Origin of the sequence: Janthinobacterium sp. SUN033, from assembly GCF_030397595.1 — a bacterium.
GTDB classification, from domain to species: domain Bacteria; phylum Pseudomonadota; class Gammaproteobacteria; order Burkholderiales; family Burkholderiaceae_D; genus Janthinobacterium; species Janthinobacterium kumbetense.
Genome location: NZ_JAPQNV010000007.1, coordinates 178,879 through 202,257 on the forward strand (window position 1 = coordinate 178,879; position 23,379 = coordinate 202,257).

Genomic DNA, 23,379 nt, shown 5'->3' on the forward strand with positions numbered 1-23,379 from the left:
CGCGCAGTAGGTTTACTTCGCGTTCACTTGCAGCCAGAACGTGACAGGGCCGTCATTCGTCAGCGACACTTGCATGTCGGCGCCGAACTGCCCCGTTTGCACGGTCGCATGGCGGCTGCGCGCCTGGTCCACGAAATGCGAAAACAGACGCAAGCCGTCCTGCGGCGCAGCGGCCGGCGTGAACGACGGTCGCGTGCCAGACTTGGTGTCGGCCGCCAGCGTGAACTGCGGCACCAGCAGCAAGCCGCCAGCGACGTCCGTCACGCTGCGGTTCATCTTGCCGGCGTCATCGGCAAACACGCGGTAGCCGAGCAGCTTGGTCAGCAAGGCGTCCGCTTCCTTTTCCGTATCGCCCCGCTCGGCACACACGAGCACCATCAGGCCGGCGTCGATGGCGCCGACGGTGGCGCCGCCGACGTCGACTTTCGCCTGCGTGACGCGCTGCAGCAGCGCGATCATGCCGTCAAGGTGACGCGCGCAAAACTGCGCTTGCCAACTTGCAGCACGAACTGACCGGCTTCCACTTGCAAGCCCTTGTCGCTGATCACGGTGCCGTCGATGCGCACGCCGCCCTGGTCGATCTTGCGCATGGCTTCCGACGTCGATGGGCACAGCCCCGCCTGTTTCAGCAGTTGCGGGATGCCCAGCGGGGCGCCGGCCAAGGTCACTTCCGGGATATCGTCAGGAATGCCGCCCTTCGAGCGGTTGACGAAGTCGGCCAGCGCATCTTCGGCCGCCTGCTGCGAGTGGAAACGGGCGACGATCTCTTGCGCCAGCGCAACCTTGGCATCGCGCGGATTGCGGCCTTCCTCGACTTCGCGCTTCAGTTGCGCCAGTTCGGCGATCGAGCGCCACGACAGCAGCTCGTAGTAGCGCCACATCATGACGTCGGAAATGCTCATCAGCTTGGCGAACATGGTGTTGCCCGGTTCCGTGATGCCGATGTAGTTATTCTTCGACTTGGACATTTTTTCCACGCCATCCAAACCTTCCAGCAGAGGCATGGTCAAAATACACTGCTGCTCCTGTCCGTACTGCTTTTGCAGTTCGCGGCCCACCAGCAGGTTGAACTTCTGGTCCGTGCCGCCCAGTTCCAGGTCCGACTTCAGGGCCACCGAGTCATAGCCCTGCATCAGCGGGTACAGGAATTCATGTACGGAAATTGGAATGCCGCCCTGGAAGCGCTTGGTGAAGTCGTCGCGCTCGATCATGCGCGCCACCGTGTAGTGGGAAGCGAGCTGGATGATGCCGCGCGCGCCCAGCGGATCGCACCATTCGGAGTTATAGCGGATTTCGGTCTTGCTGGCGTCCAACACTAAAGATGCTTGCGCGAAATACGTCATCGCGTTAATCTCGATCTGTTCCTTGGTCAAAGGCGGGCGCGTGACGTTGCGGCCCGAAGGGTCGCCGATCATGGACGTGAAGTCGCCAATGAGGAAAATGACTTGATGGCCGAGGTTTTGCAACTGGCGCATCTTGTTCAGCACGACAGTATGGCCCAGATGCAAGTCGGGTGCGGTCGGGTCCAGGCCCAGTTTGATGCGCAGTGGAACACCGGTTTTCTCGGAGCGCGCTAATTTTTGCGCAAATTCGCTTTCGATCAAGAGTTCGTCGACGCCACGCTTGGTAATCGCGAGGGCTTCTTGTACTCTGTCCGACAGCGGAAGCGCGGTCTGAGCGGCGTTAGCCTTTGTAGGCGATGCGGTGGTGTTGATTTCCATAAAATTTGACTGTAGATCTCAAAATGGTAGTAGGTTTGCGGAGTTTGCTATAATGCTCGATCCCATCAATCTTGCCGTATGAAAACGAACCAAAATAACAATAACAAAGAGCACTAGTTCACGAATCGTTCAAGGGCAAATTTTAACTGATTGCATGAACCCTATACATAAAATCACAGGCTCACGCTTGTACACACAGCTGACGACGACACGCAAGGCACGCATTATCGGTGCCTCCGCAGTGCTGCTCGCCGTGGCCGCCTTCGGCGCGGTCGCTGTGTCGCCCATGGCGCCCGACGCATCGGACTTGCCGGTAACGTCCATCGCCCAGAACCTGGAAATGCCTGATCTCGCCTCGCAAATTTCCGCGATGGAACAGGTAGACCAGAATTTCACCCACGAAGAAAAAGTCCGCGCCGGCGATACCCTCGCCACCCTGCTGACCCGTCTCGGCGTGGATGATCCGGCGGCCGCCAATTTCATTAAAACCGACAAGATCGCGCGCGGCGTGATGTTGCTGAAATCGGGCAAGCGCGTGCAAGCGCAAACGACCGAAAACGGCGACCTCAACTGGATGCGCGCCACCCTCGTCGACGGCACCGACAAATCGGTCAAGAACATCCTGATCACCCGCAAGGGCGACAAGTTCGTGGCCACGGAAGTGGCAGCCCAGCTGGAACGCCGCGTTGAAATGCACGCGCGCAAGATTACTTCCACCCTGTTCGCCGCCACCGACTCCAGCCTGGACGGCACCCGCCTGCCAGACTCGATTTCCGCGCAAATCGTGGAAATGTTCTCCACCAATATCGACTTCCGCTCCGACCTGAAACGCGGCGACTCGTTCAATGTTGTCTACGAAACATTCTGGCAAGATGGCGAATTTGTCCGAGCGGGCCGCATCCTGGCCGGTGAATTCACCAACCGCGGCACGACTTACCAGTCCGTTTGGTTCGAAGACCCAGCCAGCAAGCAAGGCGGCGGTTACTACAGTTTCGACGGCAAGTCCCTCAAAAAAGCCTTCCTGAAATCCCCCCTCGAATTCTCCCGCATCTCGTCCGGCTTCTCCATGCGCGTGCACCCGATTTCCGGCAACTGGAAAGCGCACAAGGGCATCGATTTCGCCGCAGCAACGGGCACCCCTATCCGCGCCTCGGGCGACGGCGTGGTCGATTCCGTCGGCATGCAAAATGGCTATGGCAATGTTGTCGTCCTGAAACACTGGGCCAACTACACCACCGCCTACGCTCACATGAGCCGCTTCGCTTCGGGCCTGAAAAAAGGTCAAAAAGTGAGCCAGGGCGATGTGATCGGCTACGTCGGCACCACCGGCTGGTCGACGGGCGCCCATTTGCACTATGAATTCCGCGTCGGCGGCGTGGCGCAAGACCCAAGCAAACTGAACGTACAAGCCCAGGCGCCATTGACGGCCGCCGAGCTGAGCCGCTTCCGCATGGTGTCGGCCGACATGATGCACCGCTTCACCCTGCTGCGTCCGAACGACACGGCACTGGCGTCGCGCTAAGCAACACGGCCTTCGGGCAACAATAAAGGCACCGCCCATGCAGATGGCCGGTGCCTTTGTTTTTTCCCGCGCGCTTTTGTTTTTCCTGCGCGCTTTTGCGTACGGCACAAATGCGGCACAATGCACTTCTTTACTGACGCATTCAAGGAAAACCCCATGCTGTATATCGGTTTGATGTCGGGCACCAGCCTGGACGGCGTTGACGGCGCGCTGGTCGACTTTTCCGACGATGGCGGCACGCGCAGCCTGGGCGACGCGTACATTCCCTTTCCCGCCAGCCTGCGCGCCGACCTGATGGCCTTGCAAAGTGCCGGCCAGAATGAAATCGAACGCGAAGCGCTGGCGGCCAATCAACTCGTGCGCCATTACGCCGAGTGCGTCGCCATGCTTTTAAGCAACGCGGGCATCGTCGCGGACGCCATCGCCGCCATCGGCGCGCATGGCCAGACCATCCGCCACCGCCCCGAGCTGGGTTTTACGCGCCAATTGAACAATCCGGCCCTGCTGGCCGAATTGACGGGCATCGACGTCATCGCGGACTTGCGCAGCCGCGACGTGGCGGCCGGCGGCCAGGGCGCGCCGCTGGTGCCGGCCTTTCACCAGGCCATCTTCAATCTGCCGGGCCACACGCGCGTGCTGGCCAATATCGGCGGCATCAGCAATATCAGCGCGCTGCATGCGGACGGCACGGTGACGGGCTACGACACGGGTCCCGGCAATGCGCTGATGGATGGCTGGGTCTTGCGGCACCTGGGCCAGCCCTACGACGCCAACGGCGCCTGGGCCGCCACGGGCCAAGTCATCCCCGCCCTGCTGGCGGAGTTGCTCAATGACGCCTATTTTGACTTGCCGGCGCCGAAAAGCACGGGGCGCGACCTGTTCCATGCCGACTGGCTGAGCACCAAGCTGGCCAGGCATCCGGGCGCCCAGCCTGCCGACGTGCAGGCGACGCTGACCCAGCTGACGGCTGCCAGCCTGGCGCACGCCATCCTGCGCGACGGGGCGCAGGCGGAAACCGTGTATGTGTGCGGCGGGGGAGCGCAGAACGCCAGCCTGATGGCGGCGCTGGCCGCTGAATTGCCGGGCATGGCGGTGGAGTCCACGCAAGCGTTGGGCGTGGCGCCCAGCCAGGTCGAGGCGCTGGCCTTTGCGTGGCTGGCCTGGCGCTTTACGCAGCGCAAGCCGGGCAACTTGCCGGCCGTGACGGGCGCGCAGGGCTTGCGGGTACTGGGCGCGCTATACCCGCGCTGATACCGCGTTGATCAGGAACAAGTATTCCAGAAACACAAATAGCGGATCATCGATCCGCTATTTTTACGCTGCGCCTGTAAACCAGCGCGCCTGAAAAACGTTCAGGGCAAGGCGCATTGCCGAAGACAGTACGGATAGTACGGCGAGGCAATGCAACGCCGCCATGGGCGTTTTCTCGGGTGTGCTTATACCGAGAAAGACGAACCGCAACCGCAGGTGGACGTCGCGGTAGGGTTTTTAATCACGAACTGCGCGCCTTCCAGGTCATCCTTGTAGTCGATTTCCGCGCCGACCAGGTACTGGTAGCTCATGGAATCGATCAACAGCTGCACGCCGTTCTTGACCATGGTGGTGTCATCTTCGTTGACGATTTCGTCGAAGGTGAAGCCGTACTGGAAGCCGGAACAGCCGCCACCCTGCACGAACACGCGCAATTTCAGGTCGGGATTGCCTTCTTCCTCGATCAGCTGCGCGACTTTTTCGGCGGCGCTATCGGTAAAGATGATAGGCGAAGGGATCACATCTTGCATTTCAGCGACTGCATTCATTTCAGACTCCTCAGAAAACATAGCCTCATTATAGACTGTTGGCGCAAGTCACGCTGCGGCCGCCGCTGGCGCGGCTGGCGGGTGTTGTTCCTGCTCACATTTCCGACACGGCCAGGTGCAGCACGGGGTCGGCGCTGTCGTGACGGCTGAGCTTGCCCTGGACTTGCGCGCCGCTGTGCATTTCCAGCACCTTGTAATAGACCTCCCCTACAATGCGGGCTTTTGGCTGGATTTCAAGCATTTCGGACACATACACGGGGCCGTTGATCTCGCCGCTGACGACCAGGCTCGAGCAGCGCACCTCGCCATCGATGCGGCCCGCCTCGCCCAGCACCACATAGGTGGGGTCGCCCGGCTCGCCCGTGACGTTGCCGCGCACATGGCCGTCGATGCGCAGACCGCCGCAAAACAGCAAGTCGCCCTCGATCCGCGTGGAAGCGCCGATCAGGGTATCGATGGGGTTTTTCGCGTTGCGCTCGAACATGAACGTCATCCTGTCGGGGTACGTGGCAGTCCAATTTATCACAGGTCCGGCAAAAAGGCGCCGGACCTGCGCAAACGCCTGTGCCTATATTTAAGGCATCACGGCGATATGTTGCAAACCAGCCGTTTCTTTCAGGCCAAACATCAAGTTCATGCATTGCACGGCCTGGCCCGCTGCACCCTTGACCAGGTTGTCCTGCACCACCAGCACGACGACGGTATTGCCGCCTTCGGGACGGTGCAAGGCCAGGCGCAGCATGTTCGAGCCGCGCGTGGAGCGGGTTTCCGGGTGCGAGCCGAACGGCATCACGTCGACGAAAGGCTCATCCTTGTATTGCTCTTCGAACAAGGATTGCAATTCTTCATTGCTGACATCCTTGTTCAGCTGCGCGTACAGGGTCGAATGCATGCCGCGGATCATCGGCACCAGGTGCGGCGTGAAGGTCAGCGCCACTTTCTCGTCCGTGAAACGCTGCAATTGCGCCGTCGTTTCCGGCAAGTGGCGGTGGCCGGCCACGCCGTAGGCCTTGAAGCTGTCGCTTGCCTCCGAGAACAGGATGCCGATTTCCGCCTTGCGGCCGGCGCCGGACACGCCCGACTTGCAGTCAGCGATCAAGCCGCCCGCGTTGACCAGGCCCGCCTTGAGCAGCGGGTAAAAGCCCAGCTGCATGGTGGTCGGGTAGCAACCGGGGTTGGCGATCAGCTTCGCTTGCTTGATGTCTTCGCGGTTCAGTTCCGGCAAGCCGTACACGGCCTGCTCGATCAGCTCCGGCGCCGTGTGGGGAATCTTGTACCATTGCTCGAACTTGGCCTGGTCTTTCAGGCGGAAGTCGGCGGCCAGGTCGATGACTTTCACGCCGGCGGCCAGCAGGGCTGGAGCTTGCGCCATCGCAACACCGTGCGGGGTGGCAAAGAAGACCACGTCGCACTGCTCCAGATTGGCTTTGTCGGGCGAGGAAAACGCCAGTTTCACGTGACCACGCAGGGAAGGATACATGTCAGCAACGGGCAAGCCATCTTCCTTGCGCGAAGTAATCGCCGTCAACTCGACATCTGGATGGGTAGCGAGCAAGCGCAGCAATTCCACGCCCGTGTATCCAGTGCCGCCGACGATGCCAACTTTGATCATGTTCTTTCCTTGTGTATATATTGCATAGAGATGGAGGGGAGACAGTCCCCCGCGGGATTTCCGCGTATTTTACAGCGCAACGCCGAGTCACGCTGAAATGCAAAAAAGCCGCGGGACCGAAGTCCAGCGGCTTTTCGACCAGCACCCCGGAAGGTGCTGTAGCGTAGAAATTAACGCTTCGAGAATTGCTTTGCGCGACGTGCTTTGCGCAGACCAACTTTTTTACGCTCGACTTCACGTGCATCGCGGGTCACGAAGCCGGCTTTCGCCAGTTCCGGTTTCAACGCTGCATCGTAGTCGATCAGAGCGCGGGTGATGCCGTGACGAACTGCACCAGCCTGGCCCGACTCACCGCCGCCATGGACGTTGACTTTGATGTCGAAACGCTCGACATTGCCGGTCAGTTCCAGTGGTTGACGGATGACCATCAGACCCGTTTCGCGCGAAAAGTATTCGTTTGCTGGTTTGCCGTTAACAACGATCAAGCCTGTGCCAACTTTGATAAAAACCCGAGCCACTGCACTTTTGCGACGGCCGGTTCCATAATTGTAATTACCGATCATGTCAGTTCCTTAGAGAACAAGTGCTTTAGGTTGCTGAGCAGCGTGCGGATGGGAACCTTCCGCGTACACTTTCAGCTTCTTGATCATTGCGTAGCCGAGTGGGCCTTTAGGCAGCATGCCTTTGACCGCTTTCTCAAGCGCGCGACCTGGAAAACGCTGTTGCATTTTCTGGAAGTTGGTTTCGTAGATGCCGCCTGGATAGCCAGAGTGACGGTAGTAAATTTTCTCAGTAGCTTTGGTACCGGTCACACGCAGTTTGCCTGCGTTGATGACGACGATGAAGTCGCCGGTATCGACGTGAGGAGTAAATTCTGGTTTGTGTTTGCCGCGCAGTCGGAGTGCCACTTCGCTGGCAACACGTCCGAGGACTTTGTCCGTCGCGTCAACCACGAACCAATCGCGCTGGACTTCATGTCCTTTAGCGGAAAATGTTTTCATGTTGACTTCCTAATAGATTACACGCTCAAATGGTGGTTCCGCCGATGCTGCTATGCGGACTCTGCCTTATTTACTTTTCCTGAGCGAACGGAAAGCCGACAAGTATAAGCGGCTTTACCTTGCCGCGTCAAGCTGCAATCGAGGCCGGCTGCGGCCCGGCGGGCGGCACATGGATGGGCATTCCTCTATTACAATACAAAACGCTTACAATTTTCGGAGAGTACGATGGAATGCAAAGTCAGCTGGAATGGCCCGTCGGGCATGAGTTTTCGGGCAGAAACGGGTTCCGGCCACCTGGTAACCATGGATGGCGCGCCCGATGGCGGCGGCCACAACCTGGCGCCACGCCCCATGGAAATGGTCTTGCTGGGCACGGGCGGCTGCACCGCCTATGACGTGGTGCTGATCCTGAAACGCGGGCGCGAAGCCGTCAGCGGCTGCGAAGTCACCCTGAAGGCCGACCGCGCCGACACCGACCCGAAAGTGTTTACCAAGATCCACTTCCACTTCACCGTGCGCGGCAAGGCCCTGAAACCCACGGCAGTCGAACGGGCCGTAGCCTTGTCGCATGACAAATATTGCTCGGCGTCGATCATGCTGGCCAAGACGGCGGAAATCACCCATTCCTTCGAGATCATCGAAGAAAGCGCCTGACCAAACCTACTGCGCGTCGGTATAGGCGGCCTGCGATGCTCACCGTGCTCCAGCACGGTTGCGCTTCTCGACCACCTCTCCCTTCCGCTCGCTACGGTTTTGTCAGGCGTTTCACGGCTCAGATATGGATAAAAAAGGCGCTCTTCAGAGCGCCTTTGTTTTAAATGTAATACGCGGTTTTCGTCATCACTTTCCCCATGATGCCCATCAGCGCCTTCACGGGCGCCGGGGTGTCGATGGCGCCCAGTCGCTGGGCGGCGGCGCCGTGTTCCACTTCGTCGATGGCCATCTGTTTCACAATGGCGCGCGACTTGGCGTCCTGCGGCGGCAATTCCTGCAAGTGGCTGGCCAGGTGCGCTTCCACCTGGCGTTCCGTTTCCACCACGAAACCCAGGCTGCGGCCGTCGCCCATGCGCGCGGCGATGGTGCCCAGCGCAAACGAACCCGCATACCACAGGGGATTGAGCAGGCTCAGACGCGAGCCCAGCTCCGTCAGGCGCTGCGCCGTCCAGGCCAGATGGTCTTCCTCTTCGCGTCCCGCTTCGTCGAACTGGGCGCGGATGGCCGGGCTGTGCGCATAGCGCGCCTGCGAGTTGTACAAGGCTTGCGCGCACACTTCGCCCACATGGTTGACGCGCATCAAGCCGGCGCTGTGGCGCTGTTCGGCCGGGCTCAGTTCCGCATCGGGCGCATGCGCGGCCGGCGTGGGGCGCGAGGCCGAGGCCACGCCCGCCATGACGCGCAGGGCCTTGTCGGCGCCAACAATCAAACGATCCAGGGGGTCAAAGTGGCGGTTCGCGGTCATCGTGGCTATTCATGTAAGGGAAAACATGGATTATAGGACGATCAGGGCCAGCCGTACCCACGCCGCGTACAGGGTGAACGGGGCTTTATTGACTTGTGCGCGCTTTTTCCCGCTCGATCCAGTCCACCACGGGGCCGACGGCGTCCAGGCCGGACAGGCTTTTCGCCACGCCCAGATTCAGTGAAATCAGGAAGGAAATGCTGTCGACGGGGATGTCCGGGCAATGTTCGGCAAACGCGGCGCGAAAACGCTCCGCTTGCAGCACGCGCAAGACTTTCTCGCCGCTCATGAATTGCAGCACGCTGGCGATGCTGTGCCCGCCACCGATCGAGTGGTAGATAAAACGGTTGTACTTCGCGTCGATCTGCTTGAAATCGAGGGTTTCCTCCGTCATCAGGCCCGCCAGGTAGTACAGCCCGAGGCTGACGCGGAAGAAACCGATGGCTTCGGCACTGGTCATGCCGGCGCGCGCCACGGCCAGTACCTTGTCCTGCATCGCCTGATCGATCGTTTGCATTGCGCTCTCCCGCGCCGTCCGCCGGCGCCCACCGGGCCAGCTTGCATGAAGATGCTGTTTTTTTCAATAGACCAAACGATATTTCCACCTTGCAAGTTACATTTTTTGCATGCTACTCTCGTTCTTCACCGTTAAATGGATGAAGCACATGATTGAGGTCAAGCACCTGGCAAAACGTTTCCGCATGCCGCCCCACAAGGGCAAGGCCGCGCACGTCAGCGATCCGCGCGAACACGAGGGCTGGTTTCACGCCGTGCGCGACGTCAGTTTCAGCTGCGCCCCCGGCGAAGTGCTGGGCCTGCTGGGCCCGAATGGCGCCGGCAAGACCACCACCCTGCGCCTGCTGTCGACGGCCTTGCAGGCGGACGCGGGCAGCGCCCTCGTCAACGGCGTCGACGTGCTGCGCCAGCCGCTGGTGGCGCGCCAGAGCATCGGCTTCCTGTCCGGCTCGACAGGCTTGTATGGCCGCCTGACGGCACGCGAGAACGTGGAATATTTCGGCCGCCTGCATGGCATGCCGGCCGACAAGCTGAAACGCCGCTGCGACGAACTGTTTTCCCTGCTGCAAATGGAAGAATACGGCGGCAAGCGGGCCGATCAATTGTCGACGGGCATGAAACAGAAGTGCGCGATCGCCCGCACCGTCGTGCACGAACCGCAGGTGGTGATCCTCGACGAACCGACGACGGGCCTGGACGTGATGTCGGCCAAGATCTTGCTCGACTTCATCGCCAGCTACAAGGCGCTGCGCGTGCCGCTGATCTTTTCCACGCACCACCTGCACGAGGTGGAAAAGCTGTGCGACCGCGTCTGCATCATCAACCGCGGCACCACCGCCTTCAATGGTACGGTCAGCGAACTGCGCCACCTGGGCGGCAGTGCCGATCTGTACGACGCCTTTGTCAGCGTCATCAACCAGGGAGCCTGAGCCATGTGGACCATTTATGTGAAAGAGTTGCTGGAACTCACGCGCGACCGCAAGACGCTGATCTTCACCATCCTGATCCCCATCTTTGCCATGCCGCTGATCTTTGGCGGCTTCGCTTATGTTTCAAGCAATATGTTCAAGAACGCGAAAACGGCGGAAATGCGCTACGCCCTGTTCGGCAAGGACCATTCGCCCGGCTTGAGCGGGCGTTTTGCCCAGCAGCACAACCTGCGCGAAGTGCCGCTGGCCAGCGAGGGCGACATCCGCCGCGCCATCGGCGACGACACCATCAAGTTCGCCGTCGTCATTCCGCCGCATTTTGAAGCATCGCTGCAGCAACAACAGCAAACGAAGGTAGTGCTGCACTACAACAGCGCCAGCACGGTCGACGTGACCCAGCAGCGGGTGCGCGAGATCGTCGAGGCGTACAACGCCAGCCTGCGCGAAAGCGCGCTGTCGGCCCTGAACCTGAGCCCGGCCCAGCTGGCCTTTGCCCTGCACCCCATCGTGCTCGACAAACAGTCGACGGCCAACGAGCGCGAGCAGATGGGCGCCATCGTCGGCGGCATGCTGCCCTATCTGCTGCTGATGGTGTGCCTGACGGCGGCCATGTATCCGGCCATCGACCTGGGCGCCGGCGAAAAGGAGCGTGGCACGCTGGAAACCCTGCTGCTGGCGCCCGTGCCGCGCAGCGCCATCGTGCTGGCCAAGTTCCTCGTGCTGTTTACGGTGGGCATGACGTCGGCCGTGCTGATGGTGGGCAGCATGGGCGCCCTGCTGGCCATCTTCGGCAGTTCGCTGGAAGGCAACATGGCCGTCATGGTGCGCAGCATCGGCTTGCCCGACCTGGCCATGGTGACCCTGATGCTGGTGCCCACGGCAGCCATCTTCGCCTCGCTGCTGCTGTCGATCTCGATCTACGCGAAAAGCTACAAGGAAGCGGCCGGCATGATCACGCCATTGATGCTGTTCGTCATCCTGCCCACGGTAGCGGCCATGCTGCCCGGCGTCGAGCTGAACTGGATGTGGGCCATGGTGCCGCTGACCAACGTGTCGCTGGCCATGAAGGAATTGGTCAAGGGCACCATGGATTACCGCATGTTCGGCGTGATCCTCGCCTCGACCACGGTGATCGCGGGCGCCCTGCTGATGCTGTGCCGCTGGTGGTTTAACCGCGAATCGGTGCTATTCCGTAATTGATAGTCACGCGGCGCGCCAGCGGGGCGAAACAGGCCCCCACGGAAGCCCCATACGGGCGCGCCGTCCACCCCGCCCAATTGCACTCTGGTCACGCGAAAATGCCGTGTATCGCATGCAACTGCCCAGTACGTCTTAAATTCAATACAATGCCAGCATACAGAAGCCCTGCACCATCGGGCTGCAACGCATGAGTTAGGAGTTGTATGGAATTGCAGATTCGCAAATTGTCGAAGACCTACGCGAATGGCGTGGTGGCGCTGGATAACGTGTCGCTGACGATACCGCCCGGGATGTTTGGCTTGCTGGGCCCGAATGGCGCCGGCAAGTCGACCCTGATGCGCACCCTGGCCACCTTGCAGGAATGCGATTCCGGCTCGGTCTTCTTCGGCGACTACGACGTGCTCGACGACAAGGACGAGATCCGCCGCATGCTCGGCTACCTGCCGCAGGACTTCGGCCTGTACCCGAAAGTGACGGCCTATGAGCTGCTCGACCACTTCGCCACCTTGAAAGGCCTGTCGCAGCGGGCGCGCCGGCGCGAGGTCGTCGATGGCCTGTTGCAGCAAACCAACCTGTTCGACGTGCGCCACCAGCGCCTGGGCAGCTTTTCCGGCGGCATGCGCCAGCGCTTCGGCATCGCGCAAGCCCTGCTGGGCGACCCGAAACTGATCATCGTCGACGAACCGACGGCCGGCCTCGACCCGCAGGAAAGAGTCCGCTTCCATAACTTGCTGTCCGACATCGGCGAAGACAAGACGGTGATCCTGTCGACCCACATCGTGTCCGACGTGGCCGACCTGTGCGCCAACATGGCCATCATCAACAAGGGCCATTTGCTGCTGTGCGGCAAGACCCAGGAACTGATCGACGAAGTCAGCTGCAAGATCTGGGCGCGCTTCGTCGAGAAGAAAGAGCTGGCCAGCTTCCAGCAGCGCCACGCCGTCATTTCCACGCGCTTGCTGTCGGGCCGTACCTTGATCCACGTCTACAGCGACGACGACCCGGGCGACGGCTTCGAGGAAGCCATCGGCGACCTGGAAGACCTGTATTTCGCCACCATTGCCGGGCGCCACCGCGTCGCCCCGCAGTGCGACTGAGGGGCGCGCCATGTTTGCCATCGCCCGCTTTGAAGCGCGACAGCGGCTCAAGCTGCTGTCCACCTGGGTGTATTTCGCCATGTTCCTGGCGCTGGCCATGCTGTGGATGGCCGCCGCCGGCGGCGTCTTCAAGGAAGCGAGCATCAGTTTCGGCGGCAAGTTCCTGATCAACGCGCCCCGCTCGCTGGCATTCACGTGCAGCCTGCTGGGCTGTTTCGGCGCCGTCGTGGTGGCCGCCATGATGGGCCGTTCGGTGCAGCAGGATTTCGAATACGGCATGCAGCATTTCTTCTTCAGCGCGCCGATCCGGAAATACCAGTATGTGTTCGGCCGCTTCCTCGGCGCCTGGCTGGTGCTGGCGGTGGTGTTTTCCAGCATCGTCATCGGTGCCTGGCTGGGCGCCTGGTTGCCCGGCATCGACCCGGAACGGCTGGGGCCGCAACGGGCGCTGGCCTACCTGATGCCGTATGTATTTACCCTACTGCCAAACCTGTTCATCTTTGGCGCCATCTTCTTCGTCATCGCGGCCCTGACGCGGCGCATGCTGCCCGTCTACATCAGCTCGGTGGTCATGCTGATCGGCTACCTGGTGGCCCCGTCCCTGGCACGCGATCTCGACTACAAGACCCTGGCCGCCCTGATCGACCCCTTCGGCACCACGGCGCTGATACGCCTGACGGAATACTGGCCGAACGCGGAGCGCAACACGCGCCTGGTGACCCTGGAAGGCGTGTATTTGCTGAACCGCGCCATCTGGTCCGGCTTCGCCCTGGTGGCATTGCTGCTCGGCTACTGGCGCTTCCAGTTCCACGCCACGACGGACGCGGGCGCCGGCAAGCGCCGCAGCGAGGGCGACGTCCCGCTGCGCCTGTCGAACGCTTCGCTGTCCACGCAGGAAACACCGGACTTCGCGCAGCGTAACCTGGCCGCCCTGCTCCTCAAGATGAGCTGGCTGAATCTGCGCGAAACCATCAAGAACATCTATTTTGTCGTCATCGTGCTGGCCGGCGTGCTGACCATGTATGGCGGCGCGCTCGACATGGGCTCCATCTATGGCACGAATACGTATCCCGTGACGGAAAGGGTGCTGGACATGGTCAGCGCCTCGTTCGCCCTGTTCATGCTGATCATTACCACTTTCTATGCGGGCGAACTGGTGTGGCGCGAACGCGAGGCGGGCACGCACTTGATGCTCGACGCCCTGCCCGTGCCGAACTGGCTGCCCCTGCTGTCGAAGCTGTTTGCGCTGATCGGCCTGCAGGCCTTGCTGAGCCTGGTAATCATGCTGTGCGGCATGTCGATCCAGGTCTTCAAGGGTTATTACCGCCTCGACCCCGGCCTGTACCTGGAATCGCTGTTCCTGTCGCACCTGCCGTCCTACGCGCTGATCGCCGTGCTGGCCATCTTTTTGCAGCTGTTGATCAATCACAAGTACCTGGCGTATTTCGCCATGATCCTGTACCACATCGCCAGCATCAGCTTTTCCTCGCTGGGCCTGGGCGATCCGCTGCTGCTGTACGGCAACACGCCGGACTTCGTGTATTCGGCCATGAACGGCGCCGGCCACTATCTGTTGCGCGAACGCTGGTACTTGCTGTACTGGAGCGGCGCGGCCGTCATGCTGACGGTGCTGTCGCTGCTGTTCTGGCCCCGCGGCGCGCAGGACAGCTGGCGCATCCGCCTGCGCCTGGCGCGCCACGGCCTGACGCAGGGCGTGCTGGCCAGCTTTGCCGGCGGCGCCCTGATCTTCGTCGGCGCCGGCGCGGTGCTGTTCTACGTCTACCACGTGGCCAACGATTACAAGTCCGAATTCGCCCGCGATGCGGACCGCGCCACAGTCGAGCGCCAGTACCGCAAGTTTGCCGCCACGCCGCAGCCGAGAATCACCGACGTGAAACTCGACGTGGCCATCTACCCGGCGCAGCGCACCTTGGCCGTCACGGGCCGCTATGTGCTGCAAAACAAGACCAGCCTGCCGATCAGCCACATTTTTGTGCAGCAAGATCCGAGCTCCACCATGCGCCTGCGTTTTGACGCGCGCGTGCATCCCGGCCTCGATGACGGCAAGCTGGGCTTTTACAGCTACCGCCTGGCCGCGCCGCTGGCGCCGGGCGCCACCCTGGGCCTCGATTTCGACGTCCGCTTTGCGCCGCGCGGCATCTTCGGCCTGGGCCAGGACACGCCCGTGGTGGCCAACGGCACCTTCTTCACGAATGCCGTGCTGCCCCACATCGGCTACCAGCCGCAGCAGGAATTGACGGACCCGCGCGACCGCAAGAAACACGGCTTGCCGGCGCGCGAACGGGCCTTGCCGCGCGACGATGCACGGGGGCTGGCCGACAATTACATCAGCAACGACGCCGACCGCATCAACTTCGACGCCACCGTCAGTACCGTCGACGGCCAGACGGCCATCGCGCCGGGCATGCTGGACAACGACTGGATCGCCAAGGGCCGCCATTACTTCCATTACACGATGGAACAGCCGATCCTGAATTTTTACGCGTTCCAGTCGGCCCGCTACGCCGTCAAGCACGAGCGCTGGCAAGACGTGGCCATCGACGTGTATTACCACCCTGGCCATGAATACAACCTCGATCGCTTCGTGCGCGGCAGCAAGGAAGCGCTCGAGTACTACACGAAGAACTTCGGCCCCTACCAGCACAAGGTCCTGCGCATCGTCGAATTCCCCCGCTACGCCACGTTTGCGCAATCGTTCCCGAACACGATACCGTACTCGGAAGGGCTGGGCTTCATCGCCAGGGTCGATGACAAGAATCCCAAGGATATCGATTATCCGTTCTACGTGACGGCGCATGAAGTGGCGCACCAGTGGTGGGCGCATCAATTGGTGGGCGGCAATACACGGGGCGCTACCGTGCTCAGCGAAACCCTGGCCGAATATTCGGCCCTGATGGTGATGAAGAAAACCGTGGGGCCGGCCAAGATGCGCCGCTTCCTGCGCTATGACCTGAATCAATACCTGATGGGGCGCAGCGAAGAGCGCAAGAAGGAATTGCCGCTGGCCGAGAATGAAAACCAGCCCTACATCCACTACAACAAGGGCAGCCTGGCCATGTACTTGCTGCAAGACATCATCGGCGAAGACAAGGTCAACGGCGTGCTGCGCGAATTGCTGAAGACGCATGGCCAGAAAGGCCCGCCGTATGCCAGCGTGACGGCCCTGATCCAGGGCTTGCGCCAGGTCACGCCGCCCGAGCAAGCTTACCTGATCGACGACCTGTTCGAGAAAATCGTGCTGTTCGACAACCGCGCCCTGTCGGCCACGGCCACGAAACGCAGCGACGGCAAGTACGCCGTCACCGTGAAAGTGCAGGCGAGCAAGTTGACGGCCGGCGAACAGGGCGAGGAGCACGACGCGCCCCTGCACGACTGGATCGAGATCGGCGTCGACGACGCGAACGGCCATCCGCTGCTGCGCGAACGCCTGCGCATGACGGCGCGCGAAGCGAGCTATACCGTCATCGTGGGCAGCCGTCCCGGCAAGGCGGGCATCGATCCGGACAACAAGCTGATCGACCGCAAGCCCGATGACAATATGGTCACCGTCGACATCGCCGAACCATGACAAAAAATGGCCACCCTGGAAAGGTGGCCATTTTTTTATTCTCAGGCGCTTCTCAAGCCTCGGCGCAACGCGTCACCAGGCTCAGGCTGATGCCCATTTCCGTCAGGTGCTGCATGTCGGCCAGGGTCAGATCCAGCGGAGAGTCGACCGTGTCGTCGCCATTCAGCTCCAGTTGCAGCTCGGCAACGATACGCGGCATGGTGAAGCTGACGCCGCGCGAGCGGCATTCGGCCAGGTAGCTGCGTATGCGCGAGGGCAACACTTGCGATTTGGATGCCTGCGCGATCAGCACCTCGAAGCCGGAATCGAGATGCACGCGGCCCGCGCCCTTCGCCTCGCCCTTGCGCCATTGCCGTTCGGGATCCGTGGGCAAGACTTCGAGGATGGATTTGAGCGTGGGGTCGTCCCCATGCACCGACAGCTTCGCCATATTCATATTACAAGACTTTCTAGTCAGGACGCTGCCAGGAAGGCCGCGCGATCATCAGACCGACAAGTCTACGCATGGGCGGCAAATATGTCCATACGGCAATATTTGGTATCTCCCTCTAATTTGTGCTGTATCAACAACAGGCGGAACAAGCTTGTTCCGCCTGCAACACATAATTACAGCACCACGCCACGCGCCTGCAAGGCGGCCCGCACGCCGGCGCCATACGCGGCATCGGCCCGGTCGAAGTGGCCCAGCTGACGCTGCAGGGTTTCCGGCCGCACCTGGCTCAAGGGACCGGCCAGGTTGTCGAACAGGTTTTGCTTCGCCTGCAGCGACATCAAACGGAACAGATTGCCGGCTTGCGTGTAATCATCTTCCACGCCGCGGCCATCGTAGCGCGCCGCGCCGCCGGCCAGGTCCAGCGCCGGCTCGCCGTGGCCCAGCCCTTGCGGCTGCGTGCCGGCCGCCGCCACGTTCGCATAGTTGCGCGCCGCGCCGCCATTGTTGATCGCCATGCCGCCATCGCGCTGCTGGTTGTGGAAGGGGCAGCGGGCCGCATTCACGGGCAAGTGCTGGTGGTTCGTGCCGACCCGGTACAGTTGGGCGTCGTGGTAGGCGAACAAGCGGCCTTGCAGCATCTTGTCCGGTGAATATCCCATGCCGGGCACGGCGTTGGCCGGCGAAAAGGCCGCTTGCTCGACTTCCGCGTGGTAATTATCAGGGTTGCGGTTCAGCTCGAAAATACCGACTGGCAACAGCGGGAAGTCCGCATGCGGCCACACTTTCGTCAAATCGAACGGGTTCCAGCCCGTGCGCTGCTCCCATGCATCGAGTTGCTCCTGCGTCGCCACCTGCAGCTTGACTTCCCACTGGGGGAAATCGCCGCGCTCGATGGCGCCGAACAGGTCGCGCTGGGCGTAGTCGGGGTCGGCACCGGCCAGGCGGCCCGCTTCCGCGGCAGGCAGGTTCTTGATGCCCTGGCGCGTCTTGAAGTGCCATTTCACGTACACGCGCTGGCCGTCGGCATTGATCAGGCTATACGTGTGGCTGCCGAAGCCATCCATGTGGCGGTAGCCGTCCGGCGTGCCCCGGTCCGAGAACAGCATGGTGACCTGGTGCAAGCTTTCCGGCGCATGGCTCCAGAAATCGAACATCATTTCCGCCGATTTCAAGTTGCTTTGCGGATCGCGCTTTTGCGTGTGGACAAAGTCGGGAAACTTGATCGGGTCCTTGATGAAGAACATCGGCGTGTTGTTGCCAACCAAGTCCCAATTGCCCTCTTCCGTATAGAAGCGCACGGCGAAGCCGCGCGGGTCGCGTTCCGTGTCGGCGCTGCCGCGTTCGCCACCGACGGTGGAAAAGCGCGCGAAGGTGGCCGTCTGCTTACCCACTTCACTGAACAGCTTGGCCTTGGTATGGCGCGAAATGTCGTGCGTGACGGTAAAGGTGCCGTAGGCGCCCGACCCTTTCGCGTGCACCACGCGCTCGGGAATGCGCTCGCGGTTGAAATGCTGGAGTTTTTCGATCAGGTGGAAGTCTTGCAGCAGCAAGGGGCCACGGGGGCCGGCGCTGAGGGAATTCTGGTTATCGGCGACGGGGATGCCCGAGGCGGTACTGAATGGCGGCTGTTGGCTCATGGCTGCTTTTCCTTCGTTGTTGACTAATAGAACTAGTGTAACGAGGTCAACAACAAAGGAAAAGCTAATTGATTTTATCGAACCGATAGATATTTACAATGCACAACCGTGTGCATCGCACACGCCGCCCAGTTGCGCCTGCAGTTTCGCCGGCTGGCCCAGGAAGCCGCCGATATCGATCACGGACAGCTTGCCGCTGCCATCGTCGAGCACGAAGGTAGGAAAGCCCTGTCCGCCCACCTGCGCCAGCAAGGCGCGGCTGGCGTCGATATGCCGCTGCGTGGCGGCGCCCGCCTGTTGCGCATATGCGGCCTGGAAGGCGGCGCCGTCCATGCCCAGTTCTTGCGCCAGCGCCACCAGCACGGGCAGGTCGGCGATGCGCAAGCCGTCCACGTAATGGGCGCGTTGCACGCGCTGCAGCATGTCCAGGCCCTTGCCGGCCAGCATTTCCGCCGCCAGGATGGCCGTGATCGGCGGTTCGGAATCCATCATGGCCGTGGTGTCGTTCAGCAAGCCATTGATATAGGCGTCGCCAAACGGCTGGCCAGACAATTGCTCGATGCGCCGGTCATGCGGCAGCACATAGCCGCGCCAAGCGGGCGTGATCTGGCGGCGATTGCTGCCCGTCATCATGCCGCCGGCGTGAAAGGCCAGCGCCAGTCCGGGCACGGCGCGTGCCGCCTCGACCAGCGGCGCGGCGCCGTAGCACCAGCCGCACAGGGGGTCGAAAATGTAGTGCAGTGTGGGCATGGTTGACTCCTTGTTGCCGCTTACCATTTCATTTCGCCTTTGGCGACCTTCGCGCTGGTCTCCAGGGCGCCATCGAGGCCCAGGCTCGGGTAATGCTGTTTCATCGCCTCGATCAGGGCGGCCGAATTGGCGGCCTTGGCCGTTTCCGCTTCGAACGTCACCAGGTAGTCACGCGTAAAACCGATGCTGTCCGGCGTCAGGGGCGAACCGACCTTGAAGTGGCCCGGCACGACGGTGACGGGTTTCAGGGCGGCGATGCCGTCCAGGGTCTTGAGCCAGTCCTGGCGCGATTGCAGGCTTTGCGTATCGGCTGTCCACACGTGCAAGTTGCCAAACAGCACCACGCCACCGACGACGGCCTTGATCGATGGAATCCACACATAGGTGCGCGCTGGCGTCGGGCCGGCGATGTCCAGCGACTGGCCTTCCAGGCTGATGCGCTTGCCCTTCAGCGCGTCGGGGATGACGATGCCGTGCGGCGCATTGTCTTTCAGGATCGGGCCCCAGTAGGCGACCTTGGCGTCAGCCTTGCGGCGGATTTCCGCGACGGTTTCTGGCGTGGCAACGATTTTCGCCTGCGGGAACGCAGCCTTGATCACGTCGAGGCCAAAGTAAAAATCGGGATCGCTGTGGCTGATGTACACGGTCGTCAGTTTCTTGCCGCTGGCGCGGATCTTTTCCACCAGTTTTTGCGCTTCGGCGCGCGAAAATTGCGCATCGATCAGCACGGCGTCATGCTTGCCCGCGACCAGCACGGAAGCGACGGGAAAGATAGCCGCTTCGCCCGGATTGAAGACTTCCAGGGTCAGGGGTGCGCTGGCGGCGGCCGAGGCGGCGCCGGCGGCAAACAGGGTGGAGACAAAAACGCTGCTGATGGATTTGGAGAACATGATGCGCCTTCACAAGATGATTGGGATGACTGCATCTTACGTTGCTCAAAGCGGTAGAAAAACTAGGTAAAGCGCAATAGTTTGTTGCTTATATCGATGCAATCACCCGATGACGAACACGCTACGGCGTATTTTTCCAACGACGGCGCGCGCCAAAGTCACGCCACTGCGGCGGCGTAGTGCCGTCGCAAAATGTGTCACAGCGTCATGAGGGTGTCACATTGGATTGTTATCTTGCTAGCTCTTTCAAACCTAGCCGGATGAACCACATGACACGCAGAAAAATTTCCGTCGCTGGCTGCAGCGTCGCCATCACCCTGATGCTGGCCGCCTGCGGCAGCGACGCAAAAAAAGAAGAGACAGTGGCTGAAGCGCCGCCGAAAAACGTCATCTTCTTCCTTGGCGATGGCATGGGCCTGACCACCATGACGGCCGCGCGCATCTATTCCGTGGGCGAAGAGGGTGCGCTGACCATGGACACCCTGCCGGAAACGGCCTTCGTGAAAACGTACTCGAACGACGCGCAAGTGACGGACAGCGCGCCATCGATGGCCGCCTACATGACCGGCGTCAAGATGAACAATGAAGTCATCTCCATGTCGTCCAACACGGTCGCCATCGATCCGGGCACGGATGCGAATAACAACAAGCTGGTCAACAAATGCGGCACCGGCAACGGCACGCCCGCCACCACCTTGCTGGAACTGGCCAAGGCCAAGGGCTTCGCCGCCGGCGTCGTCAGCACGGCGCGCGTGACACACGCCACGCCGGCCGCGACCTACTCGCACATCTGCCACCGCGACCTGGAAAACGATATCGCCGCGGCCCTGGTGCCGGGCGGCACGGGCTACAACAGCGCCCTGGGCACCACCGGCCTGGAAGTGGTCCTCGGTGGCGGCGCGCAATTCTTCAAGCAATTCAAGGATGGCGGCAAGCGTTCCGACGGCCGCGACCTGATCGCCGAATTGAAAGCCAAAAGCTACACGGTCGCCAACAACGCCACCGACTTCAAGGCCGTCGATGCGGCCAAGACGGACCGTTTGTTCGGCGTGTTCACGTCCAGCCACATGAGCTACGACCTGGACCGCGACGCAGCGAAGGAACCTAGCCTGGCGGAAATGACCACCAAGGCCATGGACGTGCTGGCCAAGAACAAGAAGGGTTATTTCCTGATGGTCGAAGGCGGCCGCATCGACCATGCGCTGCACGAAACGACCGCCAAGAAAGCGTTGCAAGACACCGTCGCGTTCGACAACGCCATCAAGGCCGCCATCGAAAAAGCCAAGCTGACCGATCCGACCCTGGCCAATACCCTGATCGTCGTCACGGCCGACCATGACCACACGCTGGTGCTGAACGGCTACGCCAAGCGCACGGGCAAGACGGCTGCCGGCAACCCTGGCGTGCTGGGCGTGGTGAAGAATTACGTGACCGGCGCGGTCGAGAAAGACCTGGATGGCGCACCGTATTCGATCATCGGCTTCGGCAATGGCGAAAACCGCACGCAATCGAGCCGCGCCGCCATGGCCAGCCTCGATGAAACCGTCACCAGCGCCAATAATTACCACCAGGAAGCAGTGATCCGCACCTCGGTCGGCAATGAAACCCACGGCGGCACCGACGTCTTCCTGGGCGCCATCGGCAAGGGTTCGGAAACCTTCCTTGGCACCATCGAAAACACCAAAGTATTCGGCCTGGTCAAGACCGCCGGCGGTCTGTAATCCCCAAGAGACAAGAATTGGACAAGCACATGAAACTTGCATCGACACCCGCCGCACTGAAATCGGCCCTGAAACTCTCCTTGCTGACCACGCTCGTGGCCGCCAGCGTCGCCAGCGCCTACGCCGCCGACGCCAAGAACGTCATCTTCTTCCTCGGCGACGGCATGGGCCCGTCCGTCGTGACGGCGGCGCGCATCTACCAGTACCAGGAAGACGGCAACCTGACGATGGACACGCTGGAGCGCACGGCGCGCATCAAGACGTTCTCGAACGATGCGCAAACGACGGACAGCGCGCCATCGATGGCCGCCTACATGACCGGCGTCAAGATGAACAATGAAGTCATCTCGATGGCGCAGGACACCATCGCCAAGGAACCGAGCCGCGACGTCAACGGCAACCTGGGCGTGGACAACTGCCCGGCCGGCGGCAAGAGCGCGCCGACCATCCTGGAATTGGCGAAAGCCAAGGGCAAGGCCGTGGGCGCCATCACCACCACGGAACTGACGCACGCCACGCCGGCGACGACTTTCTCGCACATCTGCAACCGCAATGCGCAATACGCGATCGCTGCACAAACGGTGCCGGGCGGCGCGGGCTACAACGCGGCCCTGGGCGACGGCGTCGACGTGCTGATGGGTGGCGGCCGCAACCACTTTACGCCTTGGTCGGCCAGCAACAAGTATGGCCGCGCCGATGGCCGCAACCTGTTGACGGAATTTGCCGCCAAGGGCTATACCGTGGCCGCCAACAAGGCGGAAATGGCCGCGGCGCAGAGCGGCAAGAAATTCATCGGCCTGTACAGCACCCGCAGCCACCTGGAATATGAACTGGACCGCACCGCCACGCCGCCGCTGGGCGAAGGCGCGACCCAGCCTAGCCTGTCGGAAATGACGCTGAAAGCCATCGACTTGCTGTCGAAAAACGCGAACGGCTACTTCCTGATGGTCGAAGGCGGCCGCATCGACCACGCCTTGCACGGCATCAACGCCAAGCGCGCGCTGACGGACACCATCGCCTTCGACGACGCCATCAAGGCGGCCATCGCCAAGATCAAGGAAACCGATCCGAAGCTGGAAAATACCCTGATCGTCGTCACGGCCGACCATGACCACACCCTGGCCTTCAACGGCTACGGCAAGCGCGGCAACCACATCCTCGACATCAACCGCGGCTACAAGGATAACCAGCCGAGCAAGGATGCCGATGGCAATACCTACACCACCCTGGTGTTCGGCAACGGCCCGAACCGCCCTGCCCTGCGCAGCAACGTCGACAGCGCCACGGCCCTGAAAGACAACTACCTGCAAGAAACAGGCGTGCGCCTGGCCAGCGAAACCCACGGCGGCGGCGACGTCAAGCTGCTGGCCACGGGCGCCGGCGCGAAGGCCTTCAAGGGCACCCTGGACAACACCAAGGTGTTTGACCTGCTGAAGGCGGCCTTCGGCTTCTGATCCACATCAACACGGTAACCCCACCGGGGCGGATGGCGTATGCCCTCCG

Annotated in this window: 22 protein-coding genes; 9 read left to right on the forward strand and 13 right to left on the reverse strand. The window is 61.5% G+C overall.

The genetic code is table 11. The features are described from left to right. Window positions 1–12: 12 nt before the first annotated feature. Window positions 13–459 carry a D-aminoacyl-tRNA deacylase gene (gene dtd, locus OX460_RS26350; RefSeq protein WP_289900433.1) on the reverse strand — a complete coding sequence of 149 codons (447 nt, stop codon included), beginning with the start codon at window positions 457–459 and terminating at the stop codon, window positions 13–15. Then, window positions 456–1,721 carry a tyrosine--tRNA ligase gene (gene tyrS, locus OX460_RS26355; protein WP_152253547.1) on the reverse strand — a complete coding sequence of 422 codons (1,266 nt, stop codon included), beginning with the start codon at window positions 1,719–1,721 and terminating at the stop codon, window positions 456–458. The genes dtd and tyrS overlap by 4 nt, the downstream gene beginning before the upstream one ends. A 154-nt stretch (window positions 1,722–1,875) precedes the next feature. Here tyrS and OX460_RS26360 point away from each other — a divergent pair, with 154 nt between their 5' ends. Together OX460_RS26360 and OX460_RS26365 are read left to right on the forward strand one after the other, a co-directional pair. Continuing rightward, window positions 1,876–3,243 (forward strand): M23 family metallopeptidase, encoded by a 1,368-nt coding sequence (locus tag OX460_RS26360; protein WP_152253546.1) that lies wholly within the window; start codon window positions 1,876–1,878, stop codon window positions 3,241–3,243. 156 nt (window positions 3,244–3,399) lie between these two features. After that, window positions 3,400–4,494, forward strand: coding sequence for an anhydro-N-acetylmuramic acid kinase (locus OX460_RS26365; RefSeq protein WP_289900434.1), 1,095 nt, complete (start codon window positions 3,400–3,402; stop codon window positions 4,492–4,494). 185 nt (window positions 4,495–4,679) lie between these two features. Here OX460_RS26365 and erpA read toward each other — a convergent pair whose 3' ends face one another. The 5 genes from erpA to rplM form a co-directional block, all read right to left on the reverse strand. After that, complete coding sequence (gene erpA / locus OX460_RS26370; protein WP_029496047.1) at window positions 4,680–5,042, reverse strand: iron-sulfur cluster insertion protein ErpA; 363 nt, start codon at window positions 5,040–5,042, stop codon at window positions 4,680–4,682. A gap of 94 nt (window positions 5,043–5,136) precedes the next feature. Then, the gene (locus OX460_RS26375) at window positions 5,137–5,526 is read right to left on the reverse strand and encodes a polymer-forming cytoskeletal protein (RefSeq protein WP_077408960.1); all 390 of its coding nucleotides are present in this window, start codon (window positions 5,524–5,526) and stop codon (window positions 5,137–5,139) included. A gap of 90 nt (window positions 5,527–5,616) precedes the next feature. Further along, window positions 5,617–6,654 carry an N-acetyl-gamma-glutamyl-phosphate reductase gene (gene argC, locus OX460_RS26380; protein WP_251350997.1) on the reverse strand — a complete coding sequence of 346 codons (1,038 nt, stop codon included), beginning with the start codon at window positions 6,652–6,654 and terminating at the stop codon, window positions 5,617–5,619. 170 nt (window positions 6,655–6,824) lie between these two features. Further along, window positions 6,825–7,217 (reverse strand): 30S ribosomal protein S9, encoded by a 393-nt coding sequence (gene rpsI / locus OX460_RS26385; protein WP_010393285.1) that lies wholly within the window; start codon window positions 7,215–7,217, stop codon window positions 6,825–6,827. Between the two features lie 9 nt (window positions 7,218–7,226). Beyond that, a complete protein-coding gene (gene rplM / locus OX460_RS26390) occupies window positions 7,227–7,655 on the reverse strand; it encodes a 50S ribosomal protein L13 (protein ID WP_010393282.1) in 429 nt (142 codons plus the stop codon). A gap of 225 nt (window positions 7,656–7,880) precedes the next feature. On the opposite strand from rplM, the gene OX460_RS26395 reads away from it, so the two are divergent. Continuing rightward, window positions 7,881–8,309, forward strand: coding sequence for an OsmC family protein (locus tag OX460_RS26395; RefSeq protein WP_070278278.1), 429 nt, complete (start codon window positions 7,881–7,883; stop codon window positions 8,307–8,309). Window positions 8,310–8,469: 160 nt separating this feature from the next. On the opposite strand, the gene coq7 is transcribed toward OX460_RS26395, so the two are convergent. Both coq7 and OX460_RS26405 read right to left on the reverse strand, forming a co-directional pair. Beyond that, a complete protein-coding gene (gene coq7, locus OX460_RS26400; protein ID WP_035824568.1) occupies window positions 8,470–9,114 on the reverse strand; it encodes a 2-polyprenyl-3-methyl-6-methoxy-1,4-benzoquinone monooxygenase in 645 nt (214 codons plus the stop codon). Window positions 9,115–9,199: 85 nt separating this feature from the next. After that, complete coding sequence (locus tag OX460_RS26405; protein WP_077399521.1) at window positions 9,200–9,631, reverse strand: hypothetical protein; 432 nt, start codon at window positions 9,629–9,631, stop codon at window positions 9,200–9,202. Window positions 9,632–9,779: 148 nt separating this feature from the next. On the opposite strand from OX460_RS26405, the gene OX460_RS26410 reads away from it, so the two are divergent. From OX460_RS26410 to OX460_RS26425, 4 genes are all read left to right on the forward strand, one after another. Further along, the gene (locus tag OX460_RS26410; protein ID WP_099668248.1) at window positions 9,780–10,559 is read left to right on the forward strand and encodes an ATP-binding cassette domain-containing protein; all 780 of its coding nucleotides are present in this window, start codon (window positions 9,780–9,782) and stop codon (window positions 10,557–10,559) included. Between the two features lie 3 nt (window positions 10,560–10,562). Beyond that, a complete protein-coding gene (locus tag OX460_RS26415) occupies window positions 10,563–11,759 on the forward strand; it encodes an ABC transporter permease (RefSeq protein WP_077399518.1) in 1,197 nt (398 codons plus the stop codon). 203 nt (window positions 11,760–11,962) lie between these two features. Beyond that, complete coding sequence (locus tag OX460_RS26420; RefSeq protein ID WP_077399515.1) at window positions 11,963–12,856, forward strand: ABC transporter ATP-binding protein; 894 nt, start codon at window positions 11,963–11,965, stop codon at window positions 12,854–12,856. Between the two features lie 10 nt (window positions 12,857–12,866). Then, a complete protein-coding gene (locus tag OX460_RS26425) occupies window positions 12,867–16,445 on the forward strand; it encodes a M1 family aminopeptidase (protein ID WP_289900435.1) in 3,579 nt (1,192 codons plus the stop codon). Between the two features lie 52 nt (window positions 16,446–16,497). Here the strand turns inward: OX460_RS26425 and OX460_RS26430 are convergent, their stop codons facing one another. The 4 genes from OX460_RS26430 to OX460_RS26445 form a co-directional block, all read right to left on the reverse strand. After that, window positions 16,498–16,881 (reverse strand): hypothetical protein, encoded by a 384-nt coding sequence (locus OX460_RS26430; RefSeq protein ID WP_251350992.1) that lies wholly within the window; start codon window positions 16,879–16,881, stop codon window positions 16,498–16,500. Window positions 16,882–17,051: 170 nt separating this feature from the next. Next, complete coding sequence (locus OX460_RS26435; protein WP_289900436.1) at window positions 17,052–18,515, reverse strand: catalase; 1,464 nt, start codon at window positions 18,513–18,515, stop codon at window positions 17,052–17,054. A gap of 93 nt (window positions 18,516–18,608) precedes the next feature. After that, window positions 18,609–19,265, reverse strand: coding sequence for a DsbA family protein (locus OX460_RS26440; RefSeq protein ID WP_289900437.1), 657 nt, complete (start codon window positions 19,263–19,265; stop codon window positions 18,609–18,611). A 20-nt stretch (window positions 19,266–19,285) separates the two neighbouring features. Next, window positions 19,286–20,155: an MBL fold metallo-hydrolase gene (locus OX460_RS26445; RefSeq protein ID WP_289900438.1), complete on the reverse strand. Its 870-nt coding sequence runs from the start codon at window positions 20,153–20,155 to the stop codon at window positions 19,286–19,288. A 320-nt stretch (window positions 20,156–20,475) separates the two neighbouring features. On the opposite strand from OX460_RS26445, the gene OX460_RS26450 reads away from it, so the two are divergent. Together OX460_RS26450 and OX460_RS26455 are read left to right on the forward strand one after the other, a co-directional pair. After that, window positions 20,476–21,876, forward strand: a complete 1,401-nt coding sequence (locus OX460_RS26450; RefSeq protein WP_289900473.1) for an alkaline phosphatase — start codon at window positions 20,476–20,478, stop codon at window positions 21,874–21,876. 29 nt (window positions 21,877–21,905) lie between these two features. Next, on the forward strand, window positions 21,906–23,330 hold the full coding sequence (locus tag OX460_RS26455) for an alkaline phosphatase (RefSeq protein WP_289900439.1): 1,425 nt from the start codon (window positions 21,906–21,908) through the stop codon (window positions 23,328–23,330). Window positions 23,331–23,379 lie beyond the last annotated feature (49 nt).